This is a genomic window from Pseudomonas sp. Nvir (assembly GCF_963778085.1).
In the GTDB taxonomy this organism is placed as follows: domain Bacteria; phylum Pseudomonadota; class Gammaproteobacteria; order Pseudomonadales; family Pseudomonadaceae; genus Aquipseudomonas; species Aquipseudomonas juntendi.
In genome coordinates this window covers 4102040-4126675 of sequence record NZ_OY970405.1, presented here as the reverse complement: position 1 = coordinate 4126675, position 24636 = coordinate 4102040, and the positions used below count along the sequence as shown (strand labels likewise).

Here is a 24636-nt window from a genome sequence, read left to right as displayed (position 1 = left end):
GATGAATACCAGGAAGAACTACTCGAATCCCAAGCCTACGAGCTGGACACCCCGGAACCGGCCGACGACGCCACCGAGCTTTGACCTGCCCGCCGCTGGCTGCGGCGAAACTCTCCCGGCGTAAGGCCCGTCCAGCGCTTGAACGCGCGCTGGAAGGCCTCGGCCGAAGCGAACCCCAATAAATAAGCAATCTCGCCGAACGCCAGTTCCGTATCACGGATGTAGGTCTCGGCCAGGTCGCGTCGTGTTTCATTGAGCAGGTCACGAAACCGCGTGCCTTCTTCGGCCAGCTTGCGCCGCAGTGTCCAGGTGGGCAACTGCAAGTGCAGGGCTACCTCGACCAGGTCCGGTTCGCGGCCACCGTTGAGTAATGGGCCAAGCAGGTGGGTGATGCGCTCACCCAGGCTGCGCACCCGCGTGCGCTGCAGCATGTCTGCTTCACACAACTGCAGCAGGTGCTGCCAGGTGCTGGGGCAGTGCCTGGGGTTGGCCAACTGCAAGGTGGCGCGGCTCAGGCGCAATTGATTACCGTCGGCAGCGAACTGCACCGGGGTGCTGCACAGCGCCTGGTACTGCGCGGCGTAGGCGGGTGCGGCAAATTCGATTTCGAGGCGCTCGGCCTGCAGCGCAACGCCCGCCAGGTCGGCCAGTTGAGCCAGCCAGCCTGCCAGCACCGAGTCCACCACAAAGCGGTTGTAGGCGTTGTAGGGGCTGATGGAGTAGAAACGCAGCCAGGCACCTTCGGCGTCTTCATGAAAGCTGGACTGGCCGCGGTAGTTGGCGGCGTACAGCGGTTCGAAGCGCAGCAAGGTGCGCGCGGCTTCCCCCACGGTAGGCGCCTGGGCCGCAGTGACTCCCGCCAGGCCCGCCTGGGCCAGTCGGCTCAGGCGGCCCATGTGCAAGCCCAGCGCGGCTTCGCCACATTGCTCGATGGCCGCATGGCCCAGGTGCATGTAGCGCGGGATTGAAAGGCGCGCATTGGCTTCGCTCAGGCGCGGTGCCTCCAGCCCATAGCGGCGCAGCAGCGGTTCGGGGGCGTGGCCCAGTTCGCGCAGGGCTTCGGTCAGCGGCTGAACAAAGCCGACCGACAGCTCGCCCAGGCGTACGCGGGGGCGGGCCATGGCCTTACAACCACAGGTTCAGCAAGCGGGCGCCGGGGCTCGGCGTGCCTGCCAGCAACTCACCGGCCTGGCGGGCGAAGCCTTGGCCGTCACTGCCGTGTTCCCAGAACTGCCCCCGCATGAATACGCTCATGCTGCTGACCCTGGCCCCGGCCGCCTCGGTCAGGCGTTGCCAGGCCGTTTGTTCACTGACCTGGCCGCGCTGCACGGCCAGCCCGGCACTGGCCGCCTGGTGGCGGTTGCCACGCCAGGGGGCTTGCCAGCTGCCTTTGCCGCTGAGAAACACCGGGTTGGCTACCAGCTGCACGCCCTGGCTGGCCAGTTGCTGATGGTTCTGCGGGTACCAGCTGTCACTGCCCACCAGCACGCCCAGGCGCCCGGCGGGGGTTTGCACGACCTGCAGCGGATAATCGCGGCCCTCCTGCACATAACGGCGCATGTCACTGTCGGGGTATTGCTGGCGTTGCGGTTGGCCGAGCAGGGAACCGTCACCGGCGAACACCACGCTGCTGTTGAACAGTGCGCCACGCCCGGCATGCAGCACGCCTTGTTGCACATAGGGGGCGGGCAGCACGATGGAGCCGGCCACCAGGGTCACGCCAAATTCCTTGGCCAGGCCACCGAACAGCTGTTGATAGTCGGCAGCCATCTGCTCGGCCTTCATGCGCAGGTGGGCGTCGGCACGCCGGTCGTCGCCCTCGGCCGCTACCATGGCCAGCGCGTAGCGCAGCGGGTTGCTCAGTTCCAGCCATTGCTGGGCCTCGCGGCTCTGGGTGACCTGGTACAGCTCGTTCTTTTCGCCGCGTGCCCACAGCCAGGTACCGATGTGTTCCGGCAGCACAACCACGGTGCGCGGGCCGACCAGGCCTTGGGCGCGCGCCTGCTCCAGGTAGGCGGCCAGCTTGCGGTGCAGGCGTTGCAGGTTCTGGTAGTCGCTGGGGAACAGCAACGGCTCGATACCCAGCAGGTTGCCGCGGTCCCCCGGCACGCCATGGTTCAGCGCCAGTTCGATGCGCAGGTCGGACAGGTAGTGGCCTTCCGGGCGCTGCTGGCTCCAGAAACCGTAGCCGCAGAGCGCGGCGATCATTACCAGCGCCAGGGCGCTTGCCAGAAGTTTTCGCATGAAACAGGACGGCACATTGGCTGACGAAGGCTCTCTAGGGTAAGCGCCCTGTTTGCCAGGATCAATAACTTGTCAGTTTCGATCATTGAGCCAATTCAAACGGCTGTTTAATGTCGCTGACAGACAAACGACGGAGGCCCGCCATTCGGTGAGGCGCCCGCATACCGTGAATCACGCCACCTGGGGACCTTTCCATGGCCGCCGAACGTTACCCGCACCTGCTTGCCCCGCTGGACCTTGGCTTCACCACCTTGCGCAACCGCACCCTGATGGGCTCGATGCACACCGGCCTCGAGGAGCGCCCCGGGGGTTTCGAGCGCATGGCGGCCTACTTTGCCGAGCGTGCCCGGGGCGGCGTCGGCCTGATGGTCACGGGCGGTATTGCGCCCAATGATGAAGGCGGGGTGTATGCCGGCGCGGCCAAACTCAGCACCGAGGCGGAGGCCGACCAGCACCGCATCGTCACCGAGGCGGTGCACGCCGCCGGTGGCAAGATCTGCCTGCAAATCCTGCATGCCGGGCGCTATGCCTATAGCCCACGGCAGGTGGCACCCAGCGCGATACAGGCGCCGATCAACCCGTTCAAGCCCAAGGAGCTGGACGAGCAAGGCATCGAGAAGCAGATCGCCGACTTCGTCAATTGCGCGGTGCTGGCCCAGCGTGCCGGTTACGACGGCGTCGAAATCATGGGTTCGGAAGGTTACTTCATCAACCAGTTTCTCGCCGCCCACACCAACCAGCGCACCGACCGTTGGGGCGGCAGCTACGAAAACCGCATGCGCCTGGCGGTGGAAATCGTCAGCCGGGTACGCGCGGCAGTAGGGCCGAACTTCATCATCATCTTCCGCCTGTCGATGCTTGACCTGGTCGAGGGCGGCAGCGACTGGGCGGAAATCGAGCAGTTGGCCAAGGCCATCGAGCAGGCCGGCGCTACCCTGATCAACACCGGGATCGGCTGGCATGAGGCGCGGATCCCGACCATCGCCACCAAGGTCCCGCGTGCGGCGTTCAGCAAGGTCACGGCCAAGCTGCGGGGTGTGGTGAGCATTCCGCTGATTACCACCAACCGCATCAACACCCCGGAAGTGGCCGAGGCGGTGCTGGCCGAAGGTGATGCCGACATGGTTTCGATGGCTCGGCCGTTCCTGGCCGACCCGGATTTCGTCAACAAGGCTGCTGCCGGTCGTGCCGACGAAATCAATACCTGCATCGGTTGCAACCAGGCCTGCCTGGACCACACCTTCGGCGGCAAGCTGACCAGTTGCCTGGTCAACCCGCGGGCCTGCCACGAAACCGAGCTCAACTACCTGCCTGCGCCAGCGCCGAAGCGCATTGCCGTGGTCGGCGCCGGCCCGGCGGGCCTGGCCGCCGCCACCGTTGCCGCCGAGCGCGGGCATCACGTGACGCTGTTCGACGCTGCCAGCGAAATTGGCGGCCAGTTCAATGTCGCCAAGCGCGTCCCGGGCAAGGAAGAGTTCTTCGAAACGCTGCGCTACTTCCGCAACAAGTTGCAAAGCACTGGCGTCGACCTGCACCTCAATACCCGCGTGGATGTGCAGGCGCTGGTGCAGGGCGGCTATGACGAGATCATCCTGGCCACCGGCATTGCCCCGCGTACCCCGGCCATCCCCGGGGTCGAGCATGCCAAGGTGCTCAGCTACCTGGATGTACTGCTTGAGCGCAAGCCGGTGGGCAAGGCGGTCGCCGTGATCGGGGCCGGCGGTATCGGTTTTGATGTATCCGAATACCTGGTGCAGGAAGGGCGGGCCAGCAGCCTGGACCGTGATGCGTTCTGGAAGGAGTGGGGCATCGATACCCGGCTTGAGGCACGCGGCGGCGTTGCCGGCATCAAGGCCGAGCCGCATGCGCCGGCGCGTCAGGTGTTCCTGCTGCAGCGCAAGGCATCGAAGGTGGGGGACGGGTTGGGCAAGACCACCGGCTGGATCCATCGCACCGGCTTGAAGAACAAGCGCGTGCAGATGCTCAACAGTGTCGAGTACCTGGGCATAGACGATGCCGGTTTGCACATTCGCGTGGCGGGCGGTGAGCCGCAGGTGTTGGCCGTGGACAACGTCGTGATCTGCGCCGGGCAGGAGCCGCTGCGCGAACTGCAGGATGGGTTGGTGGCTGCGGGGCAATCGGTGCATTTGATCGGCGGCGCCGACGTGGCGGCCGAGCTGGATGCCAAGCGGGCGATCAACCAAGGGTCGCGGCTGGCGGCGCAGCTCTGAGATCGGCCCGGGGCAGCCCACGGGCGCTGCCCCGGGCTTTGCCTGTAAACTGCGATCCATGCATGCATTCGACCTTCCTCAAGCCCCACTGCAACGCTTGAACCTGCCGTGGTTGCAACACGCCCAGGTGCAGGTTGCCATTCTGCGCCTGGACCTGATCGATCCGCTGATCAGCGGCAACAAGTGGTTCAAGCTCCGCCACCACCTGCAGCAGGCCGCCACAGGCAATGCCCCTGGGCTGATCAGCCTGGGTGGCAACCACTCCAACCACCTGCATGCGCTGGCTGCGGCCGGCAAGCGGTTTGGCTTCGCCACTGCCGGCCTGCTACGCGGCCATGCCCAGGACACGCCCACCGTACGTGACCTGCAAGCGATGGGCATGCACCTGCACTGGCTGGGTTATGGCGGCTACCGCGCACGCCACCAGCCCGGCTTCTGGAAACCTTGGCAAGCGCGCTATCCGGGCTGGCAGTGCATTCCCGAAGGCGGCGGTGGGCTGGCTGGCGCGCAGGGCTGCGCGCTGATCGTGCAGCAGGCGCAGGCGCAGATCTCGGCCCTGGGCTGGCCGGACTACGATGGCTGGTGGTTGGCTGCCGGAACAGGCACTACCGTGGCTGGCCTGGCCTGGCCATGGCCGAGGCGGGTGCGCGTACCGTGCATGGCGCCTTGGCGGTACCTGCAGACCACGGTGTGGCGCAAGGGGTGGCAGCACTGGCGGGCGCACATGGCTACCAGCTACACGAGGCCTGCCGAGGTGGGTTTGCCCGGTTCGACGACGAACTGCTGGCCTTCATCGCCGACTGCGAGCAGCACACGGGGGTGCCGCTGGAAGCGCTCTACACCGGCAAGGCCCTGTTGGCCCTGCGCGATCATGTCGCCGCCGGGCTGTTGGCGCCCGGCAGCCGCATGATCTTCGTGCATACCGGCGGCCTGCAAGGCCGACGTGGTTATTTGTAGGGCAGCATGCGCAACAGCGTGTTGTCGCGCACCACATAGTGGTGGTAAAGCCCGGCCAGCGCATGCAGGCCGATCAGCCAGTAGCCCCAACTGCCGACGCGCTCATGCCAGCCCTTGATGAACTTGGCCTGGTCCGGGTTCGGGCCGATCAGGTGCGGCAGCTCCAGGCCGAAGAACGGTACCGGTTTGTCGGCGGCGCTGAGGATCAGCCAGCCGGCCAGCGGCATGCCGATCATCAGCAGGTACAGTGCCAGGTGCATCAGGTGGGCAAGGCCGGTCTGCCAGGCGGGCGGCTTGGGCAGGATCGGCGGGGTAGGCCGGCTCAGGCGCATCGCCAGGCGCAACCAGACCAGCACGAAGACACTGAGGCCAAGCATGAAGTGCAGGTCTTTCATCAGGTTGCGCTCGGCGCTGTCCTTGGGGAACAGGCCACGCAGTTCGATAAGGGCGTAGACAGCGGCCAGCAGCACTAGCATCAGCCAGTGCAGGGCGATGGACAGGCGTGCGTAATGCGGTGCTGGGGTGGATGAAACCATGATCAGTCCTCGTCATCAGGTTTGAATAGCGCTCTTGTTGGCGCTCAGGTGTCACTTTAATGGCTACCGGCAGCAGATAGTTGCGCCAGGCCTGTGAAAATTGTGTTGCCTGCACGGGCTTTTGTGCGGACCAGCCTTGACCTGCGTCAGGCCTGCATCAATCACTGCGTAGCTGCGGCCAATTGTCAGCCACCAGAAACACCCGTTCGGCTTCCTGCCAGGCGCCATCGGCCTCCTGCTCAAGCCTTACCAGCAGTTGCGCCGGGGCCTGCGGGTCCAGCACATGCAGCCACGCTGCAAACTGCTCTGCCTGCCAGCATTGCGCCGCTTCGACCCGCGCTGGCGCCAGCCACGCGCTGCGCGGCAGCGGTTGCCAGCGCTCGCCAACCGCCATGGCCCAATCCCGCCGCCTGACCCAGCGCCCGCGCAGGTGCTGCGGGTTGGCGCCTTCCGGTTCCTCGGCATGCCCAGGCCGCGGATAGAACAGATAGCCCCCCAGCCACATATGCGCCTGCACCTGCTGCGCCCCAAGCCGGGCCAGCGCCTGCTGGCTGTGCGCCCCCCGCGACATCGGCAACTGGTGCTGCGCCAGGTGGGCCAGCTTGGCCCCTAGCCGGTCATGACAGCCTGGCCCCAGCCAGGCCTGGGTATCGTGCCCGCCACCGGGCGGGCCCAGGTACAGCTTGATCGCCAATTCCAGGTGGTGGACCCCGTCTGCATCACGCAGCAGTACATCCAGCTCGCCCAAGGTCAGGCCGCCCTCGCGAATGGCCAGGTTGGCGGCCAGCAGTTCAATGCCCGGTGCGTGGCGCAGGGCGAATTGCCACAGGCGTTCGTAGTAAAGCCCCAGGCGCCGGCTGCCCAGTTTCGCCAGCCAGTCGCGCAGCGGATGGTCATCCTTATCCAGCGCCCGCAGCCACTGCTCCAGGCGGTGCGGCTGCTGTGCCCACAGGCTGCCCGCCAGCGGGTGGCGCTGAGGGCAGGGCGTGCCAGCGAGCAAGGGCGGCGACAGCACTGCCCAGGCCAGGTCGCGTACGGCCGGGCGCTGCAGTTGCCGGGGCAGATCGTGGAGTTGGCTGAAGGGTGTCATCCTGCGAGCATAGCCGGTTTGCCGCTGCCCGGTGGTTTCGCCCATAATCGGCGCATCGTCACCCGCCGCAGAGCCTTGCAGGAGCCCCATGGAGCAATTTCGCAATATCGGTATCATCGGTCGCCTCGGTAGCTCGCAGGTGCTCGACACCATCCGCCGACTGAAAAAATTCCTCCTCGACCGCCACCTGCACGTGATTCTCGAGGACACCATTGCCGAAGTGCTGCCCGGGCATGGCTTGCAGACCTCCACGCGCAAGCTGCTGGGCGAAGTCTGCGACCTGGTCATCGTGGTGGGCGGCGACGGCAGCCTGCTCGGCGCCGCCCGGGCCCTGGCCCGTCACAACATTCCGGTGCTGGGCATCAACCGGGGCAACCTGGGCTTTCTCACCGACATCCGCCCCGACGAGCTGGAAGAGAAGGTCGCCGAGGTGCTCGACGGCCACTACCTGGTGGAAAACCGCTTCCTGCTGCAGGCCGAGGTCCGCCGCCATCACGAAGCCATTGGCCAGGGCGATGCGCTGAACGACGTGGTGCTGCACCCAGGCAAGTCCACGCGCATGATCGAGTTCGAAATCTATATCGACGGCCAGTTCGTCTGCAGCCAGAAGGCCGACGGCCTGATCGTTGCCACCCCCACCGGCTCCACCGCCTACGCGTTGTCGGCTGGCGGCCCGATCATGCACCCCAAGCTGGACGCCATCGTCATCGTGCCGATGTACCCGCACACCCTGTCGGGGCGGCCGATCGTGGTCGACGGCAACAGCGAGCTGAAGATCGTGGTGTCCAAGGACCTGCAGATCTACCCGCAGGTTTCCTGTGATGGCCAGAACCACTTCACCTGCGCCCCCGGCGACACCATCACGGTCAGCAAAAAACCGCAGAAGCTGCGCCTGATCCACCCGCTCGACCACAATTACTACGAGGTCTGCCGCACCAAGCTTGGTTGGGGCAGCCGCCTGGGGAGCAGTGACGACTGATGCTCGACCCGGCGCGCAGTTTCGACATCATCGGCGACGTGCACGGTTGTGCGCATACCCTTGAACGCCTGCTCGATACCCTCGGCTACAAGCGCGTGGCCGGCGTGTGGCGCCACCCGCGGCGCCAGGCGCTGTTCCTCGGCGACATCGTCGACCGTGGGCCACGCATCCGCGAGGCCCTGCACATCGTCCACGACATGGTCGAGGCTGGCCAGGCGTTCTGCATCATGGGCAACCACGAGTACAACGCCTTGGGCTGGGTCACGCCGGCGCTGCCCGGCAGCGGCAAGGCCTTCGTCCGCGAGCACACCCCGCGGCACGCCCGGCTGATCGACGAAACCCTGGCCCAGTTCGCCCAGCACCCCGCTGACTGGCACGACTTCGTCAACTGGTTCTACCAACTGCCGTTGTTCATCGATGCCGGGCGTTTCCGCCTGGTACACGCCTGCTGGGACCGGCAACTGATCGAGCCGCTGCGCCAGCAGTACCCCGACGGGCGCATCGATGAGCACTTCATCCAGGCTTCAGCCGTGAGCAACAGCTTCGCCGCCACCGTGTGCAACCGCCTGTTGCGCGGTACCGACATGCGCCTGCCCGACGGCCTGACCTTGACCGGCGGCGACGGCCTGACGCGCGCCTTCTTCCGCACCAAGTTCTGGGAGGAAGACCCGCAAACCTACGGCGACATCGTGTTCCAGCCTGATGCCCTGCCGGCCGAGGTGGCCAATGCGCCGCTCAGCCACAGCCAGAAAAATGCCTTGCTGCGTTATGCCGAAGACGAGCCGATGCTGTTCGTCGGCCACTACTGGCGCAGCGGCCACCCCGCGCCGATTCGCCCCAACCTGGCCTGCCTGGACTACAGCGCGGTGCTGTACGGCAAGCTGGCGGCCTACCGGCTGGATGACGAAACCCGCATCGACCCGCACAAGTTCGTGTGGGTCGACGTAGACCGCCCACAGGCCAACCAATGAACATAATCGAAGTGATGCGCCTGCCGCTGTCGGTCGACCTCAGCGGCTTCATTCACATGCTGCAGCGCCTGCAGGTGCCGCACCGGGTCAGCGAAGAGGGGGACGTGCAGGTACTCTGGGCGCCCGACACCCTGGCCGAAGACGTCCGCGAACTTTACCAGCGCTACCCGCAAGGCAACGCCGAGCTGTCGGCTGCCCCCGAGCCGGTGGCAGCGGGCATGGCCGCGAAAGTGCCGTCCCTGGCAGAACAGGCCCGGGCCTGCAAGGTCACCACGCTCACCCTGCTGGCGTGCTTCATCGTCGCCGGCCTGACCAGCCTGGGCGACAACTTCACCACCATCAGCTGGTTTACCTTCCTCGACTTCCGGGTGCAGGGCGACTACCTGTATTTCACCCCGCTGGCAGAAACCCTCGACCAAGGGCAATGGTGGCGGTTGGTATCACCCATGCTGCTGCACTTCGGCGTGCTGCATCTGGCCATGAACAGCCTGTGGTACTGGGAGCTGGGCAAGCGCATCGAGCTGCGCCAGGGCCCCTGGATGCTGCTGGGCCTGACCCTGCTGTACAGCCTGGTCTCCAACCTGGCGCAGCACTACACCAGCGGGCCGAGCCTGTTCGGCGGGCTGTCTGGCGTACTGTACGGCCTGCTGGGGCATGTATGGCTGTTCCAGTGGCTGGCACCGAACCGTTACTTCAACCTGCCCAAGGGTGTGCTGGTGATGATGCTGATCTGGCTGGTGGTGTGCCTGACCGGTGTGGTCGGCAGCCTCGGCCTTGGCCAGATCGCCAACGCCGCCCACGTTGGCGGGCTGCTCATCGGATGCCTGACCGGGCTCTTGGGTGGGGCGCTGGCCCGGCGTAAACTGTCGGCTTGAATCAGGAGACTGTATGTCCACTTTCGCGCAAATGATTGAAAACATCACCCCGGAAATCTACGAAAGCCTGAAACTGGCCGTGGAAATCGGCAAATGGTCGGATGGCCGCAAGCTCACCGCCGAGCAGAAAGAGCTGTCGCTGCAGGCCGTGATCGCCTGGGAGATGAAAAACCTGCCAGAAGACCAGCGCACCGGTTACATGGGCCCGCAGGAATGCGCGTCGAAGTCCGCGCCGATCGCCAACATTCTGTTCAAGTCGGACTCGGTACATTGATCGAACTCGCTCGTGGCTCGTTGAGCAAAATGGCGGTAAGCCTGCAGGCGCCGGTGGTGCAGTACAGCTTCCGCCTGGGTGACACGCAGGTGCCGGTCAACCCGCTGATCGGCCAGCGCCTGCGCCTGGAATACCTTGGCGCCATTCACTGCAGCCATTGCGGCAAGCGCACCAAGACCAGCTTCAGCCAAGGTTACTGCTACCCGTGCATGACCCGGCTGGCCCAGTGCGATGTGTGCATCATGGCCCCGGAAAAATGCCATTACGAGGCCGGCACCTGCCGTGAACCGGCCTGGGGCGAACAGTTCTGCATGACCGACCACGTGGTCTACCTGGCCAACTCGTCAGGGATCAAGGTCGGCATCACCCGCGCCAGCCAACTGCCCACCCGGTGGCTCGACCAAGGGGCCAGCCAGGCCCTGCCGATCATGCGCGTGGCTACCCGTCAGCAGTCTGGCCTGGTCGAAGACGTGCTGCGCAGCCAGGTGCCCGACCGCACCAACTGGCGTGCACTGCTCAAGGGCGATGCCGAGGTGCTCGACCTGGCGGCCATTCGTGAGCAGGTATTCGACGCGTGCGCCGAGCGCCTGGACGAGCTGCAGGGGCGTTTCGGGCTGCAGGCGATCCAGCCGCTGCCGGACGCCGAAGTGGTGCAGATCAACTACCCGGTCCAGGCCTACCCGCAAAAGATCGTCAGCTTCAACCTGGACAAGGACCCGGTCGCCGAAGGCACGCTGCTGGGCATCAAGGGCCAGTACCTGATCTTCGACACCGGTGTGATCAATATTCGCAAGTACACGGCCTACCAGTTGGCCGTGCTCCAGTAAAAAGGACCTGCACATGCGCACCGAACAACCGCAAGTGATCTACCTGAAGGATTACCAGGCGCCCGAGTACCTGATTGACGAGACGCACCTGACCTTCGAGCTGTTCGAGGACCACACCCTGGTTCACGCGCAGCTGGTGATGCGTCGCAACCCGGCACGCGGTGCCGGCTTGCCGCCGCTGGTGCTCGATGGCCAGCAGCTGGAGTTGCTGCGTGCCGCGCTGGATGACCGGGAATTGCAGGCCGCCGATTACCAGCTGGACGGTGACAGCCTGACCGTGCAGCCGCAAGCCGAGCACTTCACCCTCGACACCAGCGTGAAGATCCACCCGGAAAGCAACACTGCGCTCGAAGGTTTGTACAAATCCGGCAAGATGTTCTGCACCCAGTGCGAGGCCGAGGGGTTCCGCAAGATCACCTACTACCTCGACCGCCCGGACGTGATGAGCAGTTTCACCACCACGGTGATCGCCGAGCAGCATCGCTACCCGGTGCTGCTGTCCAACGGTAACCCCACCGGCAGCGGGCCGGCCGAGGACGGCCGCCACTGGGCCACCTGGGAAGACCCGTTCAAGAAGCCAGCCTACCTGTTCGCCTTGGTGGCCGGTGACCTGTGGTGCGTCGAAGACACCTTCACGCGCCAGTCGGGCCGTGATGTGCTGCTGCGCATCTATGTCGAGCCCGAGAACCTGGACAAGTGCGACCACGCCATGGTCAGCCTGAAGAAGTCGATGCGTTGGGACGAGGAAGTCTACGGCCGTGAATACGACCTGGACATCTTCATGATCGTTGCCGTCAACGACTTCAACATGGGCGCCATGGAAAACAAGGGCCTGAACATCTTCAACTCCAGCTGTGTGCTTGCCCGCGCCGAAACGGCCACCGATGCCGCGCACCAGCGTGTCGAAGGTGTGGTCGCCCACGAGTATTTCCACAACTGGTCGGGCAACCGCGTCACGTGCCGCGACTGGTTCCAGCTGTCGCTGAAGGAAGGGTTCACGGTGTTCCGCGATGCCGAGTTCAGTGCCGACATGAACTCGCGCACGGTCAAACGCATCGAGGACGTGGCCTACCTGCGTACTCACCAGTTTGCCGAAGATGCCGGCCCCATGGCCCACCCCGTGCGCCCGGACAGCTTCATCGAGATTTCCAACTTCTACACCCTGACAGTGTACGAGAAGGGCGCCGAAGTGGTGCGCATGGTCCGCACCTTGCTGGGTGCCGATGGTTTCCGCAAAGGCAGCGACCTGTATTTCGAGCGCCACGATGGCCAGGCGGTGACCACCGACGACTTCATCAAGGCCATGGAAGACGCCAACGGCGTGGACTTTACCCAGTTCAAGCGCTGGTACAGTCAGGCAGGCACCCCGCGCCTGGAAGTCAGCGAAGCGTACGACGCCGCCGCCCAGACCTACAGCCTGACGTTCCGCCAAAGCTGCCCGCCCACCCCGGACAAGGCCGAGAAGCTGCCGTTCGTGATCCCGGTGGAGTTGGGCCTGCTGGATGCTGCCGGCAACGACCTGCCGCTGCAACTGGCAGGTGAAGGCGCCGCCACGGCGGCCGAACCAGCCACCAGTCGGGTGCTGTCGGTGACCGAGGCCGAGCAGACCTTCACCTTCCAGGGTATCCAGGCCAAGCCGCTGCCGTCGCTGCTGCGTGGCTTCAGCGCCCCGGTCAAGCTCAGTTTCCCGTACGACCGCGACCAGTTGATGTTCCTGATGCAACATGACAGCGATGGTTTCAACCGCTGGGAAGCGGGCCAGCAGCTGGCGGTCCAGGTATTGCAGGAACTGATCGGCCAGCACCAGCGTGGCGAAGCCCTGAAACTGGACCAGCGCCTGATCACGGCCTTGGGCACGGTACTGGGCAACCCGTCGCTGGACCCGGCCATGGTTGCCGAAATGCTCTCGCTGCCGGGTGAGGCCTACCTCACCGAAATCAGCCAGGTGGCCGACGTGGACGCCATCCATGCCGCCCGCGAGTTCGCCCGCCAGCAGATCGCCGAGCAACTGTTCGACGCGTTGTGGGCGCGCTACCAGGCCCACCGCGAAGCGTCGCGCAGCACTGCCTATGTGGCCTCGGCCGAGCACTTCGCCCGCCGCAGCCTGCAGAACATCGCCCTGTCGTACCTGATGCTGAGCGGCAAGCCGCACGTGCTGGAAGCGACCCTGGAGCAGTTCGAGCACTGCGACAACATGACCGAGCGCCTGACCGCGCTGGCGGTGCTGGTCAACTCGCCATTCCAGGCCGAGCGGGCGAAAGCGCTGGAGGCGTTCGCCGAGCACTTCAAGGACAACCCGCTGGTGATGGACCAGTGGTTCAGCGTGCAGGCGGCCAGCACCTTGCCGGGCGGGCTGGCGCGGGTCAAGGCGTTGATGCAGCACCCGGCGTTCACCCTGAAGAACCCCAACAAGGTGCGTGCGCTGATCGGTGCGTTTGCCGGGCAGAACCTGGTCAACTTCCATGCCGCCGATGGTTCTGGCTACCGTTTCCTGGCTGACCTTGTGATCGAACTGAATGCGCTGAACCCGCAGATCGCTTCGCGTCAGCTGGCGCCGCTGACCCGCTGGCGCAAGTATGACGAGGCGCGCCAGGCGCTGATGAAGGGCGAGCTCGAACGGATTCTGGCTTCGGGTGAGCTGTCCAGTGATGTGTATGAAGTGGTGAGCAAGAGCCTGGCTTGAGGGCAATCGGGCTGCTTTGCAGCCCATCGCGACACAAGGCCGCTCCTACAGGGTGAGGTGCGATTGTAGGAGCGGCCTTGTGTCGCGATGGGCCGCACCGCGGCCTTGGCTTTTTCAGGCCGACAACAAAACATAACACCCCGCCCGTTGTAATCCCGCGAACATCCCCGCTACGATCCCTTCAAGCTGTTGCAGGCCTCTAGATCAGGCTTTTCGCAGTGCCTGCAATGCATTGACCCGCCGAATAAAAACACCAAGGGGACAGTCATGAGGGAACACAACAGGCGCCGCGCCTGGCCATTGGCAGCGGCATTGGCGCTGGCACTGGGCGCGTGGGCCGGCAGCGTGCAAGCCGCCAGTGCCGACCAGTACTCCACCGAATCGGCCAAGGCCAGCCAGAGCCTGTTGATCGGCGCCACCCACGCCGGCAAGCGCCTGGTGGTGGTCGGTGATCGCGGCCATATCCTGTTCTCCGACGACCAGGGCAACACCTGGACCCAGGCCCGGGTACCTACCCGGCAGTTGCTCACGGCGGTGTTCTTCATCGACGACAAGCGCGGCTGGGCCGTCGGCCATGACGCCCAGGTGCTCACCAGCAGCGACGGCGGCGCCACCTGGACCAAGCAGTTCGAAGACCTTGCCCGTGAAGCGCCGTTGCTGGATGTCACCTTCCTGGATGCCCGGCATGGCTTTGCCGTGGGCGCCTACGGGGCCTTCCTGGAAACCACTGACGGCGGCCAGCACTGGCAGGACGTGGCCGAGCGCCTGGACAACCCCGACCAGTTGCACCTCAACGGCATCACCCAGGTGCGCGATGCCGGCCTGTTCATCGTTGGCGAGCAGGGCGGCATGTTCCGCTCTGCAGACAACGGCCAGACCTGGGCCAAGCTGCAAGGCCCCTACGAGGGCTCGCTGTTTGGCGTGATCGGCACCCGTTCACCCCGCACCCTGCTGGCCTACGGCCTGCGCGGCAACCTGTTCCGTTCAGCCGACTTCGGTGACAGTTGGCAGCAGGTCGAACTGGAGGCTGCGCGCGGCAGCCTGGAATTCGGCCTGGCTGGCGCTGCGCTGCTGGCTGATGGCGCCCTGGTGCTGGTCGGCAACGGCGGCAGCGTGCTGCGCAGTACCGACGATGGCCAGACCTTCAGCGTGTACAACCGTGGCGACCGCATCGCCCTGGCCGGCGTCAGTGGTCTGGCCGATGGCGGCCTGCTGCTGGTGGGCCAGGGCGGTGTGCACCTGGCAACCGCGCAAGGTGCCGATCGCATTGCCGAGGAGCCGCGCCAATGAACAGCCGGGAGAGCATCACCATGCATCCGCATCACCAGGACAAGCCTACGCTGCTCGAACGGCTGATCTTCAACAACCGCCCCGTGGTCATCGCCCTGTGCGTGCTGATCAGTATTTTCCTGTTCTGGCAGGCGACGCAGATTCGCCCCTCCACCAGTTTCGAGAAGATGATCCCGCTGCAGCACCCGTTCATCGAGCAGATGATGGAGCACCGCAACGACCTGGCCAACCTCGGCAACACCGTGCGCATCTCGGTGGAGGCGGTCAAGGGTGACATTTTCGACAAGGATTACATGGAGACCCTGCGCCAGATCCATGACGAGGTGTTTTACCTGCCTGGCGTCGACCGTGCCGGGCTGAAGTCGCTGTGGAGCCCCAGCGTGCGCTGGAGCGAGGTCACGGAAGAGGGCTTTTCCGGTGGCGAGGTGATCCCCAACACCTACAACGGCTCCCAGGACAGCCTCGATACCCTGCGCGACAATGTGCTCAAGTCCGGCCAGGTCGGGCGGCTGGTCGGCAACAACTTCAAGTCCAGTATCATCGATGTGCCACTGCTGGAAAGCTACCCTGACCCGCAGGACCCCAGCCGGCTGCTGAAACTGGATTACCAGCAGTTCTCGCACCTGCTGGAAGAGAAGGTGCGTGACAAGTTCCAGGCGCAGAACCCCAATGTGAAAGTGCACATTGTCGGCTTTGCCAAGAAGGTCGGTGACCTGATCGACGGCCTGGTGATGGTGGCGATGTTCTTCGGCGTCGCCCTGGTGATCACCTGGGTGCTGTTGTACTGGTTCACCTGGTGTATCCGCAGCACCATCGCCGTGCTTATCACCACCCTGGTGGCGGTGGTCTGGCAACTGGGGCTGATGCACGCGGTGGGTTTCGGCCTGGACCCATACTCGATGCTGGTGCCGTTCCTGATCTTCGCCATTGGCATTTCCCACGGGGTGCAGAAAATCAACGGCATCGCCTTGCAGTCGAGTGACGCCGACAATGCGCTCACCGCTGCACGGCGAACGTTCCGGCAGTTGTTCCTGCCGGGCATGATCGCCATCCTGGCCGATGCGGTGGGCTTCATCACCCTGCTGATCATCGACATCGGGGTGATTCGCGAGCTGGCCATCGGCGCGTCCATCGGGGTGGCGGTGATCGTGTTCACCAACCTGATCCTGCTGCCGGTCGCCATCTCCTATGTCGGTATCAGCAAGAAGGCCATCGAACGCAGCAAGAAGGACGCCACCCGCGAACACCCGTTCTGGCGCCTGCTGTCGAACTTTGCCAGCGCCAGGGTGGCGCCGGTGTCGGTGGCGCTGGCGCTGCTCGCCTTCGGCGGGGGGCTGTGGTACAGCCAGAACCTGAAAATCGGCGACCTCGACCAGGGCGCGCCGGAACTGCGCCCCGACTCGCGCTACAACCAGGACAACAACTTCGTCATCAGCAACTACTCGACCAGTTCCGATGTGCTGGTGATCATGGTCAAGACGCCGGCCGAGCAGTGTTCCATCCACTCGACCATGACCCCGATCGACGAGCTGATGTGGACCATGGAAAACACCCCGGGGGTCCAGTCGGCGATCTCCCTCGTCACTGTGTCCAAGCAGGTGATCAAGGGCATGAACGAGGGCAGCCTGAAATGGGAAACCCTGTCGCGCAACCCCGACATCCTCAACAACTCCATCGCCCGTGCCGATGGGCTGTACAACGGTGACTGCTCGCTGGCGCCGGTACTGGTGTTCCTCAACGACCACAAGGCCGAAACCCTGGAGCGGGTCACGGCGGTAGCCCAGGCGTTTGCCGACAGCCACAACAAGGAGGGCCTGCAGTTCCTGCTGGCAGCAGGCAATGCCGGGATCGAGGCCGCGACCAACGAGGTGATCAAGTCGGCCGAACTGACCATCCTGATCCTGGTGTACATCTGTGTGGCAGTAATGTGCCTGATCACCTTCCGCTCGTTGGCCGCCACCCTGTGCATCGTTCTGCCGCTGGTGCTGACCTCGGTGCTGGGTAACGCGCTGATGGCCTACATGGGCATCGGTGTGAAGGTGGCCACCTTGCCGGTGGTGGCGCTGGGCGTGGGCATTGGCGTTGACTACGGCATCTACATCTACAGCCGCCTGGAAAGTTTCCTGCGCGCCGGGTTGCCGTTGCAGGAGGCGTATTACCAGACCCTGCGCTCGACCGGCAAGGCAGTGCTGTTCACCGGGCTGTGCCTGGCCATTGGTGTGTGCACCTGGATCTTCTCGGCGATCAAATTCCAGGCCGACATGGGCCTGATGCTGACCTTCATGTTGCTCTGGAACATGTTCGGGGCGTTGTGGCTGCTGCCGGCCCTGGCGCGGTTCCTGATCAAGCCGGAGAAAATGGTGGGCAAGCAAGGGGGGTCGATTTTCGCCCATTGAAGGCAGGGGGCCGCGTTGCGGCCCAATCGCCGGCAAGCCAGCTCCCACAGGGATCGCCTTAGGGCTGACAGGTGTTTGCCACAAGGTATGGCAGCGCCTGTTAGAGCGAGCGCAGCTCGCGATTGCGCCGCGCGGGCGGCGCTCGATCTCACAGGCGCTGAAGATGCTCTGGCTACCCTTGCCAGGAACCATAGAATCTCCCACAGGGATGTCACAGGGTTATACTGGCAGCACTTCCCTGACAGGTAACCCAATGTCCTCCCTCAGCCACGCCCTGCAGTCCTGCGACATGCTCCTGATCGACGGCCTGCACGCCTTCGAGTTCACCGCCGATACCACTGGCCTGCGCGTCGAGTGCATGGACGGCCGCCAACTGCGCCGCTGGTCGTTTACTCCCGAGCAGGTCGCGGCGGCGACCGCCATGGGTGACGAGTGGCAACTGGACGATGCCAACGGCGCGCATCGGCTAGTCTGCATGAGTGCCTTTCGCGCCCCGGATGAAGCCCAAGATGAACCGCACCTGGACGACCCTGCTGACCGCTAGCCTGACTATCCCGAGCCACGCCGCGACCCTGCTGGTGGGCAGCTATACCGATGGTGCCAGCCAGGGTATCTACCGCTACCAGTTCGACGAACAACGGGGCCACATCGACCCTACCCCGCAGCAAGTGGTGAAAAGTGTCAGCCCGTCGTGGCTGGTGCTGTCGGCCGACCGCCGCCTGCTGTTCGCTGTCAATGAAACCCCGGGCGGCAATGCCAGCAGTTTCAGTGTCAGTGCAAAGGGCGACATCAAGCCGCTTAACCAGGTGGCCAGCCAAGGCGACGAGCCAACCCACGCCAGCCTCAGCCATGACCAGCGCTACCTGTTCGTGGCCAACTACGCGGTCAACCCTGACCCCGGCGGCAGCCTGGCAGTGATGCCGATAGCCAGGGACGGTCAGCTCAAGCCGGTCGTGCAGCAATTGCGACACCGGCCCAGTGGCGTCAACCGCGAGCGCCAGGCGGGGGGGCATGTGCATTCACTGGTGTCGTCACCCAATGGGCAATATCTGTACGCCAGCGACCTCGGCGCCGACAAGGTATTCATCTACCGCTACGACGGCGCCAGCCCGGACCAGCCGTTGAGCCCTGCCACGCCGCCGTCGGTGGCGTTGCCGCCAGGCAGCGGACCACGCCACCTGCTGTTCGATGCCACGGGGCAGCATGCCTACCTCACGTTGGAAATGAGCGGGGAAGTGGTGATGTTCAATGTGAGCGGTGCGGACCTGCGCGTGGGCCAGCGCCTGGCACTGACCGAAGCCTCGGCGTCGACGGCCAAGGCGGCGGGCGGGTTGCACCTGTCGGCCGACGGGCACTTCCTGTACGTGAGCAACCGCGGTACAGCGAATGAAATCGTGGTGTTCGCGGTTGAGGGCGACGGCCAGCTGACGTTTGTGCAGCGCCGCGCCGTGGAAGGCGACCACCCCCGCGAGTTTGCCCTGGACCCCAGCAACCGCTTCCTGCTGGTGGCGAACCAGAAGAGCAACCAGATCGTGGTCATGCGCCGTGACGCCAAGACTGGCAAGCTGGGCGAGACGGTGCAGGTCCTGGCCCAGGACGCACCCTCGGACTTGAAGTTCATCGACTGATATCAACACCAGGCCTTGTAGGAGCGGCCTTGTGTCGCGAAAGGGCCGCAGCGCGGCCCCGGCAATGTCGGCGGTAACGCAAGAACCCGGGGCCGCTGCGCGACCCTTTCGCGACACAAGGCCGCTCCTACAGGGAGCCGGGTGAAGCTACCTGGCCATGATCGAGCGGAACAGGTCTGATGCCAACCACCCCTCTAGCCAGCTCCGCAGCCGCGGATAAGCGGCCTCGGCGAACCACTGCGGTTCCACCCCGGCAAACTGGCGCATCAGGGGCAGCAAGGCGGCGTCGGCGATGCTCGGCTGGTCAGCCAACAGGTACGGCCGGCTCTCCAGCAACCCTTCGAGCTCCGCCAGCCAGGCCTCGGCCTGCTGGCGGTAGTAGGCGCGAGGGTGCTGCGGGTAGCGCTCGGCATACTTGTACAGGTTCACCTGCGCCTTGAACGTGCTGTCATTACGCGCGATCAGGGCATGCGCCTGCTGCGCCGCCGCGGGATTCGCGCGCAGTTGCCAATCCTGCGGGTCGTTCTGCGCCAGCGCCCAGCGCATGATATCCAGGCTCTCTTCCAGCACCTGGCTGCCGGTGTCCAGCACCGGCACCGTGCCCTTGGGGGACAAGGCCAGCAGTTCTGCCGGCTTGTTCTTCAGCGCCACTTCGCACACCTCGACCTCACAGCCGGCATAGCGCAGGGCCAGGCGCGCGCGCATGGCCCAGGGGCAGCGACGGAACGAGTACAGGATCACCCGCACACCTGCACTTCGCTCAGGCCATTGCCTTGGCGGCGCACCTGAATTTGCACCGGGATGCGCTCGTGCATTTCCTGCACGTGGGAAATCACTGCCACCTTGCGCCCCTGGGCCTGCAAGCCGTCAAGGGCATCCATGGCCAGCTGCAGCGACTCGGGGTCCAGACTGCCGAAACCTTCGTCGATGAACAGCGATTCGATGCGCAGGGTGCTGGAAGCCATCGAGGCCAGGCCAAGGGCCAACGCCAGCGACACCAGGAAGGTTTCGCCGCCGGACAGCGAGTGCACCGAGCGCAGCTCGTCGCCCATTTCGGTGTCCAGGACCAACAGGCCCAGGGCACTGCCGCCCCGCTTGAGGCGGTAGCGGCGGGCCAGTTGGCGCAGTTGGCTGTTGGCATGGTGCAACAGCAGGTCAAGGTTGTAACCCTGGGCGATCTTGCGGAACACATCGCCCGAGGCCGAGCCGATCAGAGCATTCAGGCGGGCCCAGCGCTGCCACTGCTGGCGGGCTTGCTCAATCTCGGCTGCCAGTGCCTGATGCGCCTGCTGGCGACGCTGGTCATCGGCCTGCTGCGCCCGCAGTTCGGCGCATTGCTGCTCGTGGCTGGCCATGCGCTCGCGCAGTTCCAGCAGAGCTTGCTCGAGGGCTTCGGCCGGGGTGTCCACGGTCATGTCGGCCACGTGCTGTTGCAGGCGCTGTTCGCGTTCCTGCAGCAACACGCGGCTTTGTTCGATGGCTTTTTCCGCGCCTTGCAAGCGCTGGCGCAATGCTGTGACCTGCGCATCCTCCATGGCCAGCAGGCGATCCAGCCCGGCGTCATCCAGCTCCGGGTGCTGGCTGCGCCACTGCGCGATCTGGCCCTGCAACTGCTGGCATTCGGCAACCAGCGCCTGTTGCTGCTGGCCGTCGGCCTTCAGCTCGCTGGCCAGTTGCACGGCTTGCGTGCGCAGTTCCTGCAGGCGCTGGGCGGTGTCGGCGTCCAGGGCGCGGGCTTGGTCCAGCGCGGCGTCCATGTGCTGTTGCCAGGCTTCGGCAGTGGCGTGTTCACCGAGCAGTTCGCCGAGGGCGGCCTGGGCCTGCTGGCGCTGCTCGTTCAGGGCGGCAAGTTGTTGCTGCAACTGCTGCAGGCCTTGCACGCGGGCCTGGTGCTGGTCGCGCAGCTTGTCGAGTTGGGTTTGCCGGGCCTGCTGTTCTTCCAGTTCGTCCTTGCGCTGTTCCAGTTGCTGCAAGCGCTGGGCGATCTGCTGGTCCAGGGCCAGGAAAGCATTGGCCGGGTCTTCGTCGAGTGCCTTCAGGGCCTGCTCGGGCAGCACCCCGGCCAGGTCGTGCAAGCCTTGCTGCAACTGCTGCTCGTCATTGGCCAGGGCCTGGTGCTGTTGTTCGAGGTGGCGCTGGGCCTGCTGTTGGGCGTCTTGGGCGGCCTGCAGTTGCTGGTTGAGGCGGGCAGCATCGCGTTGCAGCGTGAGCAGCGCGCTCTGGCGCTTCTCGTCCTGCGCAATTTCCGCCTCCAGGCGCTGCAGCTGGCTGGCCAGCCAGGTGCTACGGGCCTTGTCATCCTGCGGGGCCAGGGCCGGCCACAGGCTGTGCGCCTGCACTTGCGCCACCAGCGGTTGCAACTGATCGCCCAGTTGCTGCTGTTGCTGCTGGAAGTCCTTGAGCTGGGCGTTGACCACGCCCAATTGGGTGCGCAGCTCGACCAGCTTGGCGTTGAGGGTGTCGACCTGTCGCTGCGCGGCAGCTTCTTCAGCCTGGTCATGCCGGCCCAGGCTGTGCAGCAGTGCGTCAGGCTGGTGGAACGGGTGTTCGGCACTGCCGCAGACTGGGCAAGGTTCGCCATCGCGCAATTGGTCGCGCAGTGCCTCCACGCTGGTGGTGCGCGCCAGGCGTTGCCGCTCCAGCAACTGGCGGGTGAGGTTGAGCGCCTGTTCGGCCGCCTCCAGCTCGGCCTTCGCCGCGGTGCCTTCGCTGATCAACTGCTGGCGTTGCTGCATGGCCTGTTGCTGGCGTTCACGAACGCTGTCCAGTTGCTGGCGCAGTTCCAGTTCGCGGCCGTGCAGGCGCGACATTTCTTCAACGGCGCGCTGCTGCTTGCGGTTGTCCTGCAGCATGCCACCGAGCAGGTCGATCTGCTCGGCCAGGGCCTGGGGTTCGGCCTTGGCTTCGCGGAACAGCAGCTCGTAGGCATCGCGCTCGGCCTGCAGCTGCACATTGGCCTGGCTGGCCTGGGCCTGCAGGCCGGGCAGCTCTTCGCGGCCCTTGGCCAGGCGGCCGCCAATCAGCATCACCTGTTTGAGTTGCGGCAGGTAGGCGTGCCACGCACTGGCCAGGCCTGCCAGGTGCTCGCTGTCGGCAAGGGCACTGTCGATCTGCGCCAATTGCTGCAGGCTGCGCTGCTGGTTGGCCTCCAGCTGTTGCAACTGCTGCTGGCCATCGGCGACGTGTTGTTCAGCCTGTTGGCTGCTGCTGCGTTGCGCGGCCAGCGCTTCGTCCAGGCGCGCCAGGTTGTCCTGGGCGGCGAAGGCCTGGCGCAGGCGTGGGGCATTCTCGCCGTGTTGCGCCTGGCTGTCGGCGAGCGCCTGGCGTGCGGCGTTCAGTGCTTGCTCCAGGGTATTTGCGCGTGCCTGGAGTTCGTCCTGCCGCTGTTGCTGCTGCGCAATTCTTGCCGCCAGTGGGGCCAGTTGTGCGTTCAGCGCCTGCTGGCGGTGGAACTGGTGGCGCTGAGGTGCCAGGCGCTCCAGGCGCAGCAGGTCCAGGCGCGGTTCGGCCAACTGCTGCCAGTCCTGCTCGGCGGCCTGCAGCGCGCGGGCCGCCTCGGCGTGCTGGGCTTGCAGCCGGTTTTGCTCGTGCAGCCAGTTGCGTTGCTGTTCCAGCTGGCGCTCACCGGCCTGGTCAGCCTTCAGGTGCTGCTGCGCCTGCTCCAGTTGCTGGTCGAGCTGGGCGCGGGCTTCGGCATCCATCGGCAGCAGGTGGCTGGCGCGCGCGAGCAGGTCGTTGTGCACCTCACCGGCCTCGCGGGCCTTGCTGAACGCACGCTGGCCCAAGCGGGTGTAGATGGCGGTGTTGGTCAGTTTTTCCAGCAGCTCGCTGCGCTCTCTGTCGTCGGCCTTGAGAAACGCGCCAAACTCGCTCTGGGCCAGCATCACCGCGCGGGTGAACTGCTCGAAGTTCAGGCCCAGGCGGGCTTCGACCAACTGTTTGTATTCGTTCTTGCCGCTGGCCAGGACCTGCTCGCTGTCCAGGTCGTAAAAGCTCTGGCGGCTGTGCTGCAACTTGCCGTTGGCCTTGTCGCGGGCGCGGTTGGATACCCAGCGGGCACGGTAGCGGCGGCCGTCGACGCCGACGAAATCGACTTCGGCAAAGCCGCTGCCGGTGCCACGGCGTAGCAGGTTGCGCGGGTCGGATGTGGGGATGTCGCCGTCGGCATCCGGCACCTTGGCTTCCCGACCGATGTCATTGAGCCGCGGAACGGTGCCGAACAGGGCCAGGCACAGGGCGTCGAGCAGGGTACTCTTGCCGGCGCCGGTGGGCCCGGTAATGGCGAACAGGCCGGCGCTGGCCAGGGGCTCGGCAGTGAAGTCGATGTCGACGGGGCCGGCCAGCGATGCCAGGTTCTTCAGGCGGATGGCAAGAATCTTCATGGCTGCTCCTCATCCTGCTGCAAGTCCTGCAACAGCAGGGCAAAGTCGGCCAGCGCCTGCTCGTCGACAGCGCTGCCGTAGGTTTGCTCCCAGGCCCGGCTGAACAGGTCTTGCGGGGTCATCTGGGCCAGTTCGACAAAGGCCAGGTCATCCTCTTCGGTACTGTTGCGCCCAGCATACTCGGCACTGATGCGCACCAGCCGCACTGCCTTGCCCGCCAGCGCGGTCTCGATCTGCTGGCGCAGGTCCGGTTGCGGCTCGTCGAGAATGACCCGCACCTCCAGCCAGGGTTGGCGATTGGGGTCTTCCAGCAGGTCGATTACCGGCAGGTCTGCCATTTGCTGTAACAGCTCACCCAGCGGTGCCGGGCCGATGCGTTGCAGGGCCACGGCGCGCGGTACCGGGCGCGGCTCGACGCTGACCAGGCCGCTGCCGTCCAGTTCCACCTCCAGCACCTGGTGCGGGTAGTTGATTTCGGCGAACGACAGTGGGATCGGTGAGCCGCTGTAGCGGATGCGTTCTTCGCGGTTGACCTTCTGTGGTTTGTGCAGGTGGCCGAGGGCGACATAGCTGATGGCCTTGTCGAACAGCTTGGCCGGCAGCGCCTCGGCGTTGCCGATGATCAGGCTGCGCTCGGAGTCTTCCGACACTGCGCCCCCGGCCATGTGCGCATGGCTGATGGCAATCAGCGCCTGGTCTTTCTTGCGTTTTTGCAGTGCTGCGGCGATCAGTTGCTGGTGCACCTGGGTGATGCCTTGCAGGTAGTCGTCGCCCAGGTGGGGGCCGGTGACTTCGGCCGGCCGCAGGAACGGCAGCGCCAGGCACCAGGCTGCGACCTTGCCACGGCCATTGGTCAGCGGAATCAGCAGCCGCTCGGCATCCAGTTGGCCCTCGTCCAGCCAGTGCACACGGCCCAGGGCGTGGGTGCGCAGGCGGCGCATGAGTGCGGCAGGCAGCTCGATGCGCGAGCCGGAATCGTGGTTGCCGGCGATCATCACGATGTCCAGCTTGGGCTGCTGCTCATGCGCCTGGACGATGAAGTCGTACAGACGCTCCTGGGCTTTGACCGGGGGGTTGACCGTGTCGAAGATATCGCCGGCGATCAGCAGCGCATCCGGCTGGCGCAGGCGAAGCTGGCCGAGCAGCCAGTCGAGGAAGCAGGCGTGTTCGAAATCGCGTTCCTGGCCGTGCAGGCTTTGGCCCAGGTGCCAGTCGGAGGTATGAAACAGACGCATGGATGACCTGTGGTGTCGAGTCGAGCAAGCCAGAGGGC

The 24636-nt window shown here is 65.2% G+C and carries 18 protein-coding genes and 1 pseudogene; 12 read left to right on the top strand and 7 right to left on the bottom strand.

Going from position 1 to position 24636, the window contains the following annotated elements; genetic code table 11:
* Nucleotides 1-35: 35 nt before the first annotated feature.
* A complete protein-coding gene (locus AACG97_RS19865; protein ID WP_029886340.1) occupies nt 36-1121 on the bottom strand; it encodes an AraC family transcriptional regulator in 1086 nt (361 codons plus the stop codon).
* 4 nt (nt 1122-1125) lie between these two features.
* The gene (locus AACG97_RS19860; RefSeq protein WP_110679551.1) at nt 1126-2244 is read right to left on the bottom strand and encodes a carbon-nitrogen hydrolase family protein; all 1119 of its coding nucleotides are present in this window, start codon (nt 2242-2244) and stop codon (nt 1126-1128) included.
* A 194-nt stretch (nt 2245-2438) separates the two neighbouring features.
* Between AACG97_RS19860 and AACG97_RS19855 the strand changes: the two genes are divergently transcribed.
* Together AACG97_RS19855 and AACG97_RS19850 are read left to right on the top strand one after the other, a co-directional pair.
* A complete protein-coding gene (locus AACG97_RS19855) occupies nt 2439-4475 on the top strand; it encodes an NADPH-dependent 2,4-dienoyl-CoA reductase (RefSeq protein WP_225786010.1) in 2037 nt (678 codons plus the stop codon).
* Between the two features lie 58 nt (nt 4476-4533).
* Nucleotides 4534-5432 (top strand): annotated as a pseudogene (locus AACG97_RS19850) (1-aminocyclopropane-1-carboxylate deaminase/D-cysteine desulfhydrase).
* Here AACG97_RS19850 and AACG97_RS19845 read toward each other — a convergent pair.
* The gene (locus AACG97_RS19845; RefSeq protein WP_009683752.1) at nt 5423-5968 is read right to left on the bottom strand and encodes a cytochrome b; all 546 of its coding nucleotides are present in this window, start codon (nt 5966-5968) and stop codon (nt 5423-5425) included. The pseudogene AACG97_RS19850 and the gene AACG97_RS19845 sit on opposite strands and share 10 nt — an antisense overlap.
* A gap of 157 nt (nt 5969-6125) precedes the next feature.
* Nucleotides 6126-7148 (bottom strand): DUF1853 family protein, encoded by a 1023-nt coding sequence (locus AACG97_RS19840; RefSeq protein ID WP_125854877.1) that lies wholly within the window; start codon nt 7146-7148, stop codon nt 6126-6128.
* On the opposite strand from AACG97_RS19840, the gene AACG97_RS19835 reads away from it, so the two are divergent.
* The 10 genes from AACG97_RS19835 (at nt 7147) to AACG97_RS19790 (ending at nt 18981) form a co-directional block, all read left to right on the top strand.
* Nucleotides 7147-8037, top strand: coding sequence for an NAD(+) kinase (locus AACG97_RS19835; protein WP_009683749.1), 891 nt, complete (start codon nt 7147-7149; stop codon nt 8035-8037). The two genes, AACG97_RS19840 and AACG97_RS19835, sit on opposite strands and share 2 nt — an antisense overlap.
* Nucleotides 8037-9008 carry a metallophosphoesterase gene (locus AACG97_RS19830; RefSeq protein ID WP_009683748.1) on the top strand — a complete coding sequence of 324 codons (972 nt, stop codon included), beginning with the start codon at nt 8037-8039 and terminating at the stop codon, nt 9006-9008. The genes AACG97_RS19835 and AACG97_RS19830 overlap by 1 nt, the downstream gene beginning before the upstream one ends.
* Nucleotides 9005-9883 carry a rhomboid family intramembrane serine protease gene (locus AACG97_RS19825; RefSeq protein WP_009683747.1) on the top strand — a complete coding sequence of 293 codons (879 nt, stop codon included), beginning with the start codon at nt 9005-9007 and terminating at the stop codon, nt 9881-9883. The genes AACG97_RS19830 and AACG97_RS19825 overlap by 4 nt, the downstream gene beginning before the upstream one ends.
* Nucleotides 9884-9896: 13 nt before the next feature.
* A complete protein-coding gene (locus AACG97_RS19820) occupies nt 9897-10157 on the top strand; it encodes a YeaC family protein (protein ID WP_003260154.1) in 261 nt (86 codons plus the stop codon).
* The gene (locus AACG97_RS19815; protein WP_144188964.1) at nt 10154-10984 is read left to right on the top strand and encodes a DUF2797 domain-containing protein; all 831 of its coding nucleotides are present in this window, start codon (nt 10154-10156) and stop codon (nt 10982-10984) included. The genes AACG97_RS19820 and AACG97_RS19815 overlap by 4 nt, the downstream gene beginning before the upstream one ends.
* Before the next feature lie 13 nt (nt 10985-10997).
* Entirely contained in the window at nt 10998-13667 is a 2670-nt protein-coding gene (gene pepN / locus AACG97_RS19810) for an aminopeptidase N (RefSeq protein ID WP_110679557.1), read from the top strand.
* A gap of 267 nt (nt 13668-13934) precedes the next feature.
* On the top strand, nt 13935-14957 hold the full coding sequence (locus AACG97_RS19805) for a WD40/YVTN/BNR-like repeat-containing protein (protein ID WP_009683742.1): 1023 nt from the start codon (nt 13935-13937) through the stop codon (nt 14955-14957).
* 20 nt (nt 14958-14977) lie between these two features.
* Nucleotides 14978-17353: an efflux RND transporter permease subunit gene (locus tag AACG97_RS19800; RefSeq protein ID WP_033690558.1), complete on the top strand. Its 2376-nt coding sequence runs from the start codon at nt 14978-14980 to the stop codon at nt 17351-17353.
* Nucleotides 17354-17606: 253 nt separating this feature from the next.
* On the top strand, nt 17607-17897 hold the full coding sequence (locus tag AACG97_RS19795) for a DUF5629 family protein (protein WP_054882247.1): 291 nt from the start codon (nt 17607-17609) through the stop codon (nt 17895-17897).
* Nucleotides 17863-18981, top strand: coding sequence for a lactonase family protein (locus AACG97_RS19790; RefSeq protein ID WP_197886641.1), 1119 nt, complete (start codon nt 17863-17865; stop codon nt 18979-18981). Before AACG97_RS19795 ends, AACG97_RS19790 begins: the two co-directional genes overlap by 35 nt.
* Before the next feature lie 147 nt (nt 18982-19128).
* Here AACG97_RS19790 and AACG97_RS19785 read toward each other — a convergent pair whose 3' ends face one another.
* The 3 genes from AACG97_RS19785 to AACG97_RS19775 are packed head-to-tail and all read right to left on the bottom strand — an operon-like array spanning nt 19129 to nt 24598.
* Complete coding sequence (locus AACG97_RS19785; protein ID WP_009683738.1) at nt 19129-19722, bottom strand: glutathione S-transferase; 594 nt, start codon at nt 19720-19722, stop codon at nt 19129-19131.
* The gene (locus AACG97_RS19780) at nt 19719-23363 is read right to left on the bottom strand and encodes an AAA family ATPase (protein WP_225786012.1); all 3645 of its coding nucleotides are present in this window, start codon (nt 23361-23363) and stop codon (nt 19719-19721) included. The genes AACG97_RS19785 and AACG97_RS19780 overlap by 4 nt, the downstream gene beginning before the upstream one ends.
* Nucleotides 23360-24598, bottom strand: coding sequence for an exonuclease SbcCD subunit D C-terminal domain-containing protein (locus tag AACG97_RS19775; protein ID WP_125854871.1), 1239 nt, complete (start codon nt 24596-24598; stop codon nt 23360-23362). The genes AACG97_RS19780 and AACG97_RS19775 overlap by 4 nt, the downstream gene beginning before the upstream one ends.
* Nucleotides 24599-24636 lie beyond the last annotated feature (38 nt).